Source organism: Chryseobacterium sp. VD8, assembly GCF_037149975.1.
Classification (GTDB): domain Bacteria; phylum Bacteroidota; class Bacteroidia; order Flavobacteriales; family Weeksellaceae; genus Chryseobacterium; species Chryseobacterium indicum.
In genome coordinates this window covers 54966-68674 of the sequence record NZ_JBBCQL010000001.1, presented here as the reverse complement: position 1 = coordinate 68674, position 13709 = coordinate 54966, and the positions used below count along the sequence as shown (strand labels likewise).

The following is a 13709-nucleotide window of genomic DNA, read 5'->3' as shown; positions in this document are numbered from 1 at the left end:
CTTGCTGCAGAATTCATTACCTGTTCTGTAGCTTCAAAAACTCCGTTTCTGTTGAAATCGATCCATACTCCTACAGCTTCACTATATACTGTACCTGTCCAAGCCTTGCTAACTGAAACTGTATTACCAGTAGAACCGATTACTAAATTTACCAAAGCACTTGCTGTAGTAGAGTAATCTGTGTAAGTAGCACCTGCAGAGTTATTACTCATTACAGAAGCTCCTACAGGAGTTACTGTAACGTTAGAAATATATTCTTCTGTAGGGTTACTTGATGTCATTGTACAATAAGTAAGTCCTAAAGTTGTAAAGTTCGTAGAAGCAGAGAAAGGTCCCTGAACACCGCTACAAACTGTAGAAACCTGTACTTCGTACTGGATGCTGTCACTAAGACCTGTAAGGTTTACAGAGTTTGATGCCGCATTCACAGTAATCCATGTTGTACTTCCTACCGGACGATATCTAACAATATAAGTGGAGTTAGCAGTTGCTGTCCATGTTACTGTAGCAGTAGTCTGTGTAATAGCGGAAACTACAATACCTGTAGGAGCAGCTCCGGTACAGTTTAGCAAAGAAGCTACTGTTGAACTTCCGATTGCATAGAAAACATTTCCGATAGAGCTTACTCTGATCTTAACTGTTCCTCCAAGAGTAAGACCCGTTAGGTTAAGAGACTCACTTCCGTCATTTGGTGTGGAAGCTGCAGCTACCGTCCATGTTACTCCGTTGTCTGTAGTATAATCAATTTTTACATTCGCTACACTATAAGGAGCAGCGGTAGTATTTACCACATCCCATGTTACGTTCGTTGCACCGTTATTATATGCTGTGGTCGTAGTTACTTTGAACGGCCCGTCGTTTCCAACAATGATCTGCTGATTGGCAAACTGAGTCTGCTGCTGAGTAGGCACCGGATTATTATCTCTTACCGTAACTCTGAAGTTCGTTGTTCTTGCAACGGTAGAAACAGATTCCCATCCATTGTTAGAGTTATTTAATACTCCCGCCAATACAGAAGATAATTTAGGAAAATATCTTGTTGGGCTTGTTGTAGGGTTAAATGATCTAAACGAGGCTCCGCTTGCAGTAGTTCCTAAGTTATTCTTATTAATAGTAACACTTGCATTATCAACTTCTTCCCAGCAATACGTCATAGGATCGTTTTCTGGATCTGTTGCAGAAGCCGTTAAAACGAATGCCGTACCTTTAGGGATATTAAATGTTGATAATGGCGCAATTACAGGAGGGTTGTTTGTAACCGGTGTTTCAATATCACAGGTTTTACTGGTAAGGTTATTTTGTACCTGTGTAATACTTACGGCATGGAAATAAGGATCAGAATGAGCCTGAACATCCGTATTTGCTCCTGTAATCCCTGCATAACCCATAATTGTTGAACCAGAACCCGGCTCAACATTTACACCTGCACTTTCCAGACCGTGAGAAAAGGTATGGTTTGCTCCCAGCTGGTGTCCCATTTCATGAGCAACATAATCTATATCAAAATTATCTCCCTGAGGAATACCATCCGCAGGAGAAGTATATCCGGATCCTTTCTGTTGAGAAGTGGAACTTGTAGGATCTATACAGACACACCCGATACAACCAGCATTACCACCTCCTCCGGAAGCTCCGAATAAGTGTCCGATATCGTAGTTGGCATTACCAACATTGGCTGTAAGAGTCTGCTGAAGTTCCAAATTCCAGTTATTCATCTGTGCTGCAGGCGAATATGGATCGGTAGAAGCATTTGTATAAATTATGTTCGGATAATTTTGTAAATTAAGGTGTAATGCAAAATCTTTTTCAAATACACCATTTACTCTTGTTAATGTAGCATTGATTGCTGTTAAAGCATTAGCAACTGTACCTCCGAAGTACTGAGTATATTCACCTGTTACAGACATTGCCAGCCTCATGGTTCTGTACTTTTTGTCGGATGACTTGGCAAAGTTTGTTGTCTGGTTGGCAAATGACTTCCCTGCTGAATAAAGATTTGCTATCTCTTGCTTAGACAGCTTATCTTCGTTCATAGAACAAAGAAAACCTTCATTGCTTTTATCAGTTTTTGGATGCACACCATAAACTGTTTTGTTTTTATCAGCAGGTTCTATGAATTCATATTTACCATCCTTGACGATCATCGACTGAAAATCATCCGGTGCTAAACTGAATCTCAGGTATTTGCCGGGATCATCTATCCCGACTCCTACATAAGAGCCTAACTGATACTGGTCTGCCAGTTCTTTCACTACCACAGGGAAGCTGTAAACGGCAAATTTTTCAATTTTCCCATCTAAAGTTGGCAAAGAGATCGTGACGGGTTTTGCATTTTTTCCCGTTTCCTGAGCTTTCGCCAATTGAGACTTTAGTAGAGAAATGTCCAAAGAGTAGTAGTTCTTAATCTCAGAACTAGCTCTCGTCTTTTCCCCTCGAAATGTCGTGGGACTCCATTGTGCACTGGTAATCGCAAACAAAAAGAGGAAAAAGAAAGAAGTAAAATTTTTCTTCATAACTTTCTCAATATATTAATTACACAAATCTAAACAAATTTAATTATTAAATTAAAAATATTTCCATTTTTTTTATACAGACTTTTCAACAATTCAATTCAAAGCATTGGGAATAACTAACCAAACAAACAATATATACGAAATTGAAAATCTGATCTTATTTTAATTCATTGGATATTATTAAAAACAAAATATCCGGAATACAAATTGGACATACAGTAATAAGCAAAAAAAATCCCCAGAAAATCTGAGGATTTTATTATTTAAATAAGGCTTAAATTATTTTTTGATGAATTTAGAAGTGAAAGAATCTTTTCCTTTTTCTTCAATCGTAATTACATATCCGCCTTTAATTAATTCTGAAACATTAATTTGTCCGGCAGTAATATTTCCTTGTTTTACTAACTGCCCTGTTGCTCCGTAAATTTTATAAGAAGCTTTATCTGACACTTTTGTAATATTTAAAATATCTGATGCCGGGTTTGGATAAATCTGAATATCATTTTTAGGGTTTGCTACATCACTGGTTGCTAACTGAACCTCAGAAACAACAACATTATAATCTTCATATTCCCCATACGTATTAATAGTTCCACAAGAATAATTGTGAACATATCCGGAAGTACCATAATACAATAATCCGATTCTCATTCTTAATCCTAAACCAGATACTGCAGAAGCAGGAACTGTGAATGATGAAGTTACAGGATTAGCTGTTACTGTATTTGCACTTTGCATAATTCTTTCAGAATCTTCGAATGTACCATTTCTATTGAAATCAATCCATGCTGTAATCATTTCCGGAACTGCTGAACTTGTCCAACCTTTTGTTACAGATAAAGTGTAAGTATTGCCTTTAACAAGGTTCACCTGAAGAGCAGGATTTGACACATAACTTGTATACGTGCTTGGTCCTGAAGTATTTGTCATAGTTCCTAAAGTAACTCCCGCAATATGGTCATCTGTAGCATTATTAGTAGCTACCGCACAATAAGTCCCCATTGTAAGGGTAGTAAAATTCACAGAGGCAGAATAAGGACTTGGTGTTCCTGAACACACCGCTGCAATCTGAACTTCATAAGCTGTACCGTCTGGTAAATTTGATAAAGTAACACTTAAAGCACTTGTATTGATGGTAGTCCACGTTGTTTCTGAAACCTTTTTATATCTTACAATATAAGTAGCACCCGAAATAGGAGCCCAGCTTATATCTGCTGAACTTACTGTAATATTATTTGCTACAATAGAAGTCGGAGCAGTACCGTTGCAAGGAGCAAAAGCTGTTACAGAAACTGATTTTACAGCATAAAATACATTTCCGATTGCAGATACTCTTACTTTTATAGTCTGTCCATTCAATGAAGATGGTAAACTTACGTTTTCAGAACCATCATTTGGAGTTGAAGCTAAAAGTACCGTCCAAGAAGCTCCATTGTTTGTTGTATAATCAATTTTAACATTTGATACATTGTAAGGAGCCGCATTTGTATTTGCAACATCCCAAGTAATTGGTGAAGGAGCGGCACTGTTTGCAAATTGAGAATTTATTTTAAATGGTCCGTTATTTCCAACAATTATCTGTTGTGTTTTCGTACTTGTTTGCTGTTGATCTGCAAATGGGCTATTGTCTCTTACGGTAACTGCAAAATTTGTTGTTCTTGCAACTTGAGAAACAGCCTCCCAAGTATTATTGCTATTATCCAAGTATCCGTTAAGTACCGATTCTAATTTAGGGAAGTAACGAGTTGGATTAGATGTAGGACTTACAGATCTAAATGTAGCACCTGTAGCCGTTGTTCCTAAATTTGTTTTATTAATAACCACATTGGTATTATCTACCTCTTCCCAAGTATACGTCATAGGGTCATTTTCAGGATCTGTTGCAGAAGCCGTTAAAACGAATGCAGTACCTTTAGGAATATTGTATGTAGGCAAATCTGCAATTACCGGAGGGTTATTATTCATAGAAGTTTCTACATCACAGGTTTTTGTAATTAAATTAGCCTGAACCTGATCAATACTTCCTTTAAAGAAATATGGGTCAGAATGCGGCTGAACATCCGTAGCGGTACCTGTGATACCTGCGTATCCCATAATGGTAGAACCAGAACCAGGCTCCATCTGTACAGGACTTCCCTGCATTGTATGAGCAAAAGTATGGTTGGCTCCTAATTGGTGACCCATTTCGTGAGCTACATAATCAATATCGAAATTATCACCTGACGGCGGGTTTGCTGTAGTCGGTAAAGTACTTCCTGTTGCAGGAGAAGTAATACCCGATCCTTTACCATATCCTACGACAGAGTCATAGCCTGTACCAACAGGACTTAGACAAACACATCCGATACATCCTGCGTTACCTCCACCTCCGGAAGCACCAAATAAATGTCCGATATCGTAATTAGCCTGTCCTACATTATTTGCCAACACATCTCTAAGAGAAGTATTCCATGTAGCAGGTGGAGATGAGGCACTTGTAACAGCATCATAAGGATCGGTAGCAGGATCTGGATAAATTAATGCAGGATAACTTAATAGATTTAAATGAACGGCAAAGTCTTTTTCAAATACCGCATTTACTCTCGTTATCGTCGCATTTATCTGAGCTAATGCTCCTGCAACTCCTCCAAAGAACTGCGTGTATTCTCCTGTTGTAGACATTACCAGCCTTAACGTTCTGTACTTTTTGTCTGAATTTTTTGAGAAATCTGTTGGCTGATTGGCAAATGAGTGACCCGCTTTTAGCATTTGATCTATTTGATGTTGCGCAGCCGGACCTTCTTCTGTAGAACACACAAAACCATTTTCATTCTTTTTAGTTTTTGGATGAATGGAATAAATAGTTTTATCCGTTTTTGTAGGTTCAATAAATTCATATTGCCCATTATTGATAACCATAGACTGGAAATCATTAGGAGCTACTGAAAATCTAAGGTATTTTGCAGGATCATCTACTCCCACTCCGGCATAAGAACCAAGCTGATATTGTTCAGCAAGATCTTTAGCCATAACTGGAAAACTGTATACGGCAAATTTTTCAATTTTTCCGCTTAGCGTAGGCAATGAAATAATTACAGGTTTAGCGTTAGGGCCCATTTCCTGTGCACCTCTAAGTTGGGTTCTGATCTGATCAATATCCAACTTATAATAATTCCGTTCAAGAGATAATTCCATTTTAGAACTTCTCTTTGGCGTCGTGGGTGACCACTGAGCCATAGCCGAACCGCCTATTAAACCGAGTAATAAAGCAGTAAAAAGTTTCTTCATAGCTTTTTAAATTAAATTTACACACCAAATATAGCCATTTCAGCTAATAATATCATATTAATAACTATTTTAACTAAAAAAATATTTTATATTAGCATTATTTCACAAAAAAGTAAATAATCTTAGGACTTTTCAAGAGATTATTTTATCATCAATAATTTGATTAAATTTTTATTATTTTTTAATGAACTTAATTGCCAATCGTTTCCTGCTTTTCCTTTAGTAATGATCACAAATTCCATATTTAATTAATGACAAAACAACAACATATTCATTATTATATTGTTTGTCTATTACCATAAAACCATAATAATATTTCCGGCGTGAAGCATATCTGTTTTTCAATTAAGATTTACTCTAAATAAATATGTATCAAAAGTGAAAACAGCTATTAGATCATAAAAAAAGCTCTGAAATAAAATTCCAGAGCTTTTATAAGTGTATATTGTTTATTTACTTTTTAACAAACTTAATGTTTTCAGAGATACTACCCTCTTTTACAGTAATAATGTAAGTTCCTTTAATTAGTTCAGAAACTCTCACCTGATTATTATCAATATTTCCTGCTTTCACTAATTGCCCTACTGCATTATAAATTTCATATTTAGCTTTACCTGAAACTTTTGTAATATTTAGAACATCCGAAGCTGGGTTTGGATATATCTGAATATTATTTTCAGGATTAGCCAGATCGCTGGCTGATAAAACCTGTGCCTTTAAGAATCTGCTCTGCGTAGAACTGAAGTGCGATCCTGAAAGTAAAGTTACACCACCCTGAGTTTTGATATTATAATATCCGCCGTAAGGATAAAGCCCGTCACCGTAAGAATCGTTAATGGTAAAGGTATAGCATTCATCTGGGTTTAATGACCAGTTCTCAGTAATGAGTGCAGGAAGTGTTGCTCCTGAGTCGATGTATCCACTTGCAGGGCTGCTGTAAACTACGGTTCCCGCGCTGTTGGTCAGCGCCCATGAAGTCTCGCTTCCATAGTTATCCAACTGAAGATTAAATACTACGTTGGTATTCACTCTCACGGGAGCTCCAAGATAATTTACGGTTATATTGCTGTTCGACGTCCTTTGGTCTGCAACTCCGTTTACGGATGTTACGTTAATATTTAACTGACCTCCCAGAGCTGTGGAACTCATAGGAAGCGTAATAATTGCATATTTATCCTGAGCTAAGCTTCCGCTCCAGTTGTAGATCTGAACATTCCCATTTAGTGTATAAGTTATTACTGCAGAAGTCATCGTAGCTGTTCCCCTATTGTAAAGAGAAATTTTCGGAGCCTGTGTTGTGCTTGAACAATTCACTGTGGAGCATTCTCTTTCAAGTTTCACCTCAGCATCATTTGCAAATAAAGGTATTGCAATATCTTTTGTGGATGTTTTCAATTCAACTCTTCTGGGAGAATTATTCATTACGGCGGTTATTCTGTCTTTTTGATTTACAGTAAAGACATTCATACACGTATCTGTTGTATAATCCATGTAATTTTGGATCATATCGTTTCCAGGAGCGGAAGGACATGAATCTACCGTTACACAGTTGTAATTAGGAGCGCTTGCAGCAGGGGTATCCGGACAATAATCTTTATTACTGTCGGCAGCATTTACAACGCAGGAAGAATTATCTCCCCAGATATGTCTCAATCCTAAAAAGTGACCTACTTCGTGGGTCATCGTTCTCCCTTTATCATAAGGCGCGGCAAGCAGGAAAGAATTATTCACATTGTAATCACTGCTTCCGAAAGTTGCATAATTGGCGACTACTCCATCGGTATACGCTTCACCTCCAATAGTACTTAAACCTCCTAAATTAGAATTGGACGGAAACTGCGCGTATCCTAATAAGCTAGAACTTGTGAAACTTACACTCCACATATTCATATATTGGGTGGGATCCCAAATTGTTTCCGGCTTTACAAAAGAGTTAATCTCCGCCTGAGACCATGTAGCCTGGCAAAGGTTTACGCGATCAATTCCATTGGTAGGATTTCCATTGGGATCTACTTTGGCTAAGGCAAACTGAATCATGGTATCTGCTCCTACTGCGTTAGTATTAAATCCGGGAGTTCCTGCCAGTCTTCTGAAATCATTATTCATTACTGTTATCTGAGACATTACCTGTTCATCAACAATATTTGGAGCTACCCCTAAATTCTGACCACTATGAATAACGTGTACTACGACTGGAATGGTAATAATATTTCCGTTTTGGGATTTATTTGCTTTCGCCTTCTCCACTAAGGGAGCCAGCCAGGATTCAAACTGCTCGGCAGTCATTCTTCCCGGGAATGTTTTTTGTAAAAACTCTTCATACTCGGTTGTTGAACATCTGTTGAACCCAAAAGATTGTGCGAGTTCAGAAGGAGACTTTTCAACATTAAAATCAGCTTTTCTTTTAGTAAAATTCTGAGCTGCCAAGTCTGCAGCAATAAAAGAAGATAAAAAAAGTACAGCTTTAAAAGTAGTAGATTTTCGCATATAATGTATTAATATTCACAAATATAATTGTTTTGAATAAAAATAAAAGTTAAATTAAAAATATTCAACAACAAAAATTAAAAAACCATTACTACATTATAAAAAAAGCTCTGAAATAATTCCAGAGCTTTTATAAGTGTATAACTGTTTATTTACTTTTTAATAAACTTAATGTTTTCAGAAATACTACCCTCTTTTACAGTAATAATGTAAGTTCCTTTAATTAGTTCAGAAACTCTCACCTGATTATTTTCTATATTTCCTGCTTTCACTAATTGCCCTACTGCATTATAAATTTCATATTTAGCTTTACCCGAAACTTTTGTAATATTTAGAACATCATTAGCAGGATTTGGATAAACTGCAAATGAATCCTTGTCTATCACCTCATTTGTTGCTAAAACTACTGTTGTAAAAGCTTTTGATGCATAATCTTCTATATCAGCTTCTCCATGATAAATTGTCTGTCCTGTTGAAGTGGAAAGATCAACATACCCACCATCAACAATTCCATCACCATATGCATCTGATATTGTAAATACATAACAACCTGCAGGTAATGTCCAGTTTTGTGATATTAATGTAGGGAGTGGAGTGGTAGAAGTTGGATTCTGAACATCTGGATATGGCCCACCTGCCTTAACAATCTGACCTGCACTATTCTTGAGTGTCCACATTGTTTCAGATCCAAAATAATCTAGCTGTAATTTAAAATTAACATTTGTTGCACCTGGAATATATTGTGCAGCTATCGGCTGATTATAAGTACCAGTAACTGTATTGTTCGTACTTCTTTGATCTGATGTTCCATTAACAGAAGCAATTGAAGCTGTTACCCCAGAACCTGTAGGAACGGAACTTAGTACAGGTATAGAAATAACACTATATTTATCCTGAGCTAAATTACCTGTCCAGTTATACGTTTGGGTAGCGGATCCATTAACTGAATAATTTATTGTTGCAGATGTAAGATTGGATGTACCTCTGTTATATAAGGAAAAACGAACAACTCCTCCTCCACAACTTTCCAAACTACAACCTCCATCAATCTTAAGTTCCGCATCATTAGGAAACAAAGGAATAGGCTGATCAGCAGTTGAGGATTTAAGCTGCATTCTTCTTGGTGAAACATCCATAACTGTACGAATTCTCGTTTTTTGATCATTTGTAAAGATGTTCATACAAGTATCCGTGGTATAATCCATATAATTTTCAATCATATCATTACCCGGTGAAGACGGGCAGGAGTCAACAGTTACACAATTATAATTTGGACCACTTGCTGCAGGTGTATCAGGACAATAGTCTTTATTACTGTCTGTTGCATTTACTGTACAAGAAGTATTATCTCCCCAAATATGTCTAAGTCCTAAAAAGTGACCAACTTCATGAGTCATTGTTCTACCTTTATCATAAGGAGCAGAAAGCAGGAAATTATTATTTGTATTATAGTCACTGCTACCGAAAGTTGCAAAGTTTGCAACTACTCCATCTGTTGTTGCTAATCCACCGTTTGCAGAAAGACCTCCAAGTCCGGAAGAGCTTGGAAACTGAGCGTAACCTAATAATGAAGCATCAGCAAAGTTAACGCTCCACATATTCATATATTTATTAGGATCCCAAATAGTCTGCGGCTTTACATATCCTTCTATAGCATCTCTTGTCCAGCTGTCCTGGCAAAGGTTTACCCTGTCTATTCCATTAGTTGGGTTTCCATTAGGATCAACCTTAGCTAAAGCGAACTGAATCTGTACATCTGCTCCTACGGCATTTGTGTTATAGCCCGGTGTATTGAATATTTTTCTGTAATCATTATTCATAACCGCGATTTGAGACATTACCTGCTCATCAACGATGTTCGGAAAAGTCCCAAGATTCTGTCCACTGTGAATTACATGGACAACAACAGGAATCGTAATTATATTTCCGTTTTGTGACTTATTGGTTTTCGCTTTTTCCACTAAAGGAGCCAGCCATGCTTCAAATTGACTTTCCGTCATTCTTCCGGGATATTTTGCCTGAAGATAATTTTCATATTCCACTGTGGAACATCTATCAAAGCCATGTGATTTTGCAAGTTCTTCACTAGATTTTTTTGAAAACTTTGCCTGTTTGCTAATTATTTTACCACTATTTACTTGCTGAGCCTTCAAAGAACTCAACCCAATTAATGGGAGTAAAAGAAAAATTTTTAAAGAAGTAAATCTTTGCATTTAATAATTTTTATAATTTTACAAATATATCGAAATTATTCAAATTACTAGATTTAGTGCATAAAAAACAATTAAATCTTACATTAAAATAATCAAATGAAACTACAAATAATATTATTGGTATTGTTCAGTTTAATCAACTGCAAATGTATTTCTCAAAAAAAAGAGAATAACGAAAACAGAGTAACTTCAAAAAATGTAACCCAAATCGAAAAAATAGAATTAAGAGAGCAGACGAGAGGAACAAACCGTTTAATTACCTTTACAAAAGATGCGGTAACTACCTACCTTAACGGAAATCCTTCAACATCACAAATTAGTGCAGCGGATTGGGAAAGTATTTCCAAACAAGCAGCTCTGTTGGATCTCTCAAAAATATCCACTTATGAATCTTCAACAACCAAAAGGTTTTCAGACGGAGCTTTGGCTTCTTCCATTACTGTTACAGCTAACGGTAAAACATTCAGCTCAACAGGATTTGATGCAGGAATCCCCCCAAAAGAATTGGAGGGACTCTATAACGTATTGAAGGGTAAATCCGGATCAATTACAAAATTACCGGGATCCCGTTAAAATTTATACGCCAGATTCCAGGCAAAGCCCATTCCGAATTTAGACGAGCTTCTGCCGAATCCCGGCACGATCATGGGCTGGATTTCATCCTGCTTTGTGGTATATACCAGATATCTCGGCTGAAGATTGACATCAATGTAGAAATTAGTTTCAAAAAGCTGTACTCTTCCTCCCAGTGTTCCTTCCAGCCAATAAGATGACTGTGTAGAGGAAGGAAAAGATATTGCAGAGCTGCTTCCACCGTAACCACGAACCGGAACTGCCATATATTCCTGTTTGTAAAATGAACCGGCTACTTTTCCCCCCGCATAGAAACCATTAAATTCATTTTCAAGATCTTTAGCCAGCATATAAAAGGCTCCGATCTTTACGAAAGGTCCATTTGCTTTTCCGTCATACCCATTCTTTTGATAAACATTAGATTCGAAACCGGCTTCTGCGATGGCATGAAGATTATCTTTCAGCTTTGAAGACACAAATCCCTGATACAGCTTTCTGTCTGAAAAGAAAGAAACTCCCGTATTCAGAACATCAAAACCGATCATGAAATTCGGTTCATATTTCCATTTTTCCTTTGCAATTTCCTTATCTTTCTTCTCCTGAGCAAAACTCAAAAGACTGATTACACTAAAAAAGAAGGAAAAGATTAGTCTTGTCTTCATTCTCTATAAAATTTTGTCCGGCCTGAATTTCCTTTACCGGAGTCGTTGTGTTTGGATCTAATACAGAATTTAAATTTTCGTAGGTAAGCTTTATTCCGCATCCCGGAGAAACATATGCAGATTTCGTAGTGTAATTTACTCTTACTTTAGATTCCGCACCTTTATTGGTAGTTCTGAAATAAATATCTGTATACGCAGAATTGTCTACCCTTAAAGGAATAACCCTTGACGTAATTTTAGCCTGTCCTCCCAACTGCACTTTTCCGGAACCGTAATCTACCGCTACATAAAGAGAATCCAGCGTTCTTTCCTTATCGGTTGCCTGTGTTTTGAAAGAAACTCTCATTCGTGGGGTTCCTTCCCCGCTTTCGCAGATATCGTTATCTCCTCCGCATGAAAACAGCAGACTGATAAAGGAAATGGCAATTAAAAATTTAAAATATTTCATCTGAACATTTTGTTTTACTTTACCGGACAAATCCGGCATTTCATCTTAAGATTTGATTCCTTCAAAAGTAATTAAATTATTTCTTAATCAACAACGCAATATTTTCTACGTGATGTGTCTGCGGGAACATATCCACAGGCAAAATCTTCACGACATTATATTGTTCTTTCATTAAGGCTAAATCTCTTGCCTGTGTAGCAGAGTTGCAGCTTACATAAACCACTTTTTCCGGAGAAAGCTTTAAAATCTGTTCAACCACTTTCTGGTGCATTCCGTCTCTTGGCGGATCCGTGATCAAAACATCTGCTTTTGGATGATTTGCGAGGAAATCATCATTGAAAATATCTTTCATATCTCCGCAATAGAATGTTGTATTCGTAAGACCATTCAGTTCGGCGTGTTCAATCGCTGCATCTATGGCTTCCTGTACAGATTCTATCCCGATCACCTGCTTTGCATTTCTGGCTACATACTGAGCAATTGTTCCTGTTCCCGTATAAAGATCATATACTACTTCATCTCCTTTTAAATCTGCAAATTCAAGCGTTTTTCTGTATAATTCCAAAGCCTGTTTGTAGTTGGTCTGAAAAAATGATTTCGGGCCGATTTTAAACTTCAGACCATCCATTTCTTCCATTAAATAACCTTCCCCGAAATACACATTGATATCCAGATCATAAATAGAATCATTGGCTTTAGGATTAATCGCATACACTAAAGTTTTGATCTGAGGGAATTTTTCAAGCAGGAAGCTGAATAATTTTTCTCTGCTCTCTTTTTCTTCTCTGAAAAGCTGGAAAAGAACCATCCATTCGCCTTTCGAGTTTTGTCTCATCATTAAAGTTCTTAAAAAACCTTCGTGATTGCGGACATCAAAGAAGTCTAAACCTTCATTTACAGCATACTGTTTTACTGCCAATCGGATCGCATTCGAAGGATCTTCCTGAAGGAAACATTCTTTAAGGTCTAGAATTTTGCTCCACATCCCCGGAATATGAAATCCTAAAGCGTCTCTGCTTCCGAAATTTTCTTCGGAACTGATCTCATATTGGGTTAGCCAACGGGAATTGGAGAAAGAAAACTCCATTTTATTTCGGTAAAAATACTGTTCTTCCGAACCTAAGATGGGAACGGTTTCAAAGTTTTCAATCCCTCCAATTCTTTTAATATTATTGTACACTTCCTCCTGTTTGAAAGCAAGCTGTTTCTCATAGCTCATATTCTGCCATTTGCAGCCTCCGCAAACTCCGAAGTGAACACATTTCGGCTCTACTCTGTAAGGCGATTTTTCCAGAACTTCCAAAGCTTCACCTTCAAAGTATTTGGATTTTGCTTTTTTCACTCTTACATTCACCACATCTCCCGGAATTGCGCCGGAAACCATTACGGCTTTCCCTTCTTCTGTTCTTCCTATTGCCACTCCTTTAGCTCCTGCATTTAAGAGTTTTATATTTTCAAGAATTAAATTTTTCTTATTCTTTCTGCTCATTATCTATTTTCTATTTTCCTAAAGAAACCTTACGTTTCAGTCTGCAAAAATACAATA

8 protein-coding genes are annotated in these 13709 nt (G+C 37.0%); 1 reads left to right on the top strand and 7 read right to left on the bottom strand.

Annotation, left to right across the window (positions count from 1 at the left end; all coding sequences use genetic code 11):
* From WFK35_RS00265 to WFK35_RS00250, 4 genes are all read right to left on the bottom strand, one after another.
* Positions 1-2513 (bottom strand): reprolysin-like metallopeptidase (locus tag WFK35_RS00265; protein ID WP_336730813.1); only part of this gene is annotated, 2513 nt, incomplete at its 3' end.
* A 279-nt stretch (positions 2514-2792) separates the two neighbouring features.
* A complete protein-coding gene (locus tag WFK35_RS00260) occupies positions 2793-5780 on the bottom strand; it encodes a reprolysin-like metallopeptidase (protein ID WP_336730812.1) in 2988 nt (995 codons plus the stop codon).
* A 453-nt stretch (positions 5781-6233) separates the two neighbouring features.
* Positions 6234-8267 carry a M43 family zinc metalloprotease gene (locus tag WFK35_RS00255; RefSeq protein WP_336730811.1) on the bottom strand — a complete coding sequence of 678 codons (2034 nt, stop codon included), beginning with the start codon at positions 8265-8267 and terminating at the stop codon, positions 6234-6236.
* A gap of 152 nt (positions 8268-8419) precedes the next feature.
* Positions 8420-10480, bottom strand: coding sequence for a M43 family zinc metalloprotease (locus WFK35_RS00250; protein WP_336730809.1), 2061 nt, complete (start codon positions 10478-10480; stop codon positions 8420-8422).
* A gap of 96 nt (positions 10481-10576) precedes the next feature.
* On the opposite strand from WFK35_RS00250, the gene WFK35_RS00245 reads away from it, so the two are divergent.
* A complete protein-coding gene (locus tag WFK35_RS00245; RefSeq protein WP_336730808.1) occupies positions 10577-11053 on the top strand; it encodes a hypothetical protein in 477 nt (158 codons plus the stop codon).
* On the opposite strand, the gene WFK35_RS00240 is transcribed toward WFK35_RS00245, so the two are convergent.
* From WFK35_RS00240 to rlmD, 3 genes are all read right to left on the bottom strand, one after another.
* Positions 11050-11715, bottom strand: a complete 666-nt coding sequence (locus WFK35_RS00240; RefSeq protein WP_235131826.1) for a DUF6048 family protein — start codon at positions 11713-11715, stop codon at positions 11050-11052. The two genes, WFK35_RS00245 and WFK35_RS00240, sit on opposite strands and share 4 nt — an antisense overlap.
* A complete protein-coding gene (locus tag WFK35_RS00235; RefSeq protein WP_235131825.1) occupies positions 11681-12163 on the bottom strand; it encodes a DUF6452 family protein in 483 nt (160 codons plus the stop codon). The genes WFK35_RS00240 and WFK35_RS00235 overlap by 35 nt, the downstream gene beginning before the upstream one ends.
* 76 nt (positions 12164-12239) lie before the next feature.
* Entirely contained in the window at positions 12240-13652 is a 1413-nt protein-coding gene (rlmD, locus tag WFK35_RS00230) for a 23S rRNA (uracil(1939)-C(5))-methyltransferase RlmD (RefSeq protein ID WP_336730806.1), read from the bottom strand.
* Positions 13653-13709 lie beyond the last annotated feature (57 nt).

Excerpts from the sequence above, each read along its gene's own strand:
- WFK35_RS00260 (WP_336730812.1), bottom strand. The coding sequence starts at position 5,780 with ATGAAGAAACTTTTTACTGCTTTATTACTCGGTTTAATAGGCGGTTCG.
- WFK35_RS00255 (WP_336730811.1), bottom strand. The coding sequence starts at position 8,267 with ATGCGAAAATCTACTACTTTTAAAGCTGTACTTTTTTTATCTTCTTTT.
- WFK35_RS00250 (WP_336730809.1), bottom strand. The coding sequence starts at position 10,480 with ATGCAAAGATTTACTTCTTTAAAAATTTTTCTTTTACTCCCATTAATT.
- WFK35_RS00245 (WP_336730808.1), top strand. The coding sequence starts at position 10,577 with ATGAAACTACAAATAATATTATTGGTATTGTTCAGTTTAATCAACTGC.
- WFK35_RS00240 (WP_235131826.1), bottom strand. The coding sequence starts at position 11,715 with ATGAAGACAAGACTAATCTTTTCCTTCTTTTTTAGTGTAATCAGTCTT.
- WFK35_RS00235 (WP_235131825.1), bottom strand. The coding sequence starts at position 12,163 with ATGAAATATTTTAAATTTTTAATTGCCATTTCCTTTATCAGTCTGCTG.
- rlmD (WP_336730806.1), bottom strand. The coding sequence starts at position 13,652 with ATGAGCAGAAAGAATAAGAAAAATTTAATTCTTGAAAATATAAAACTC.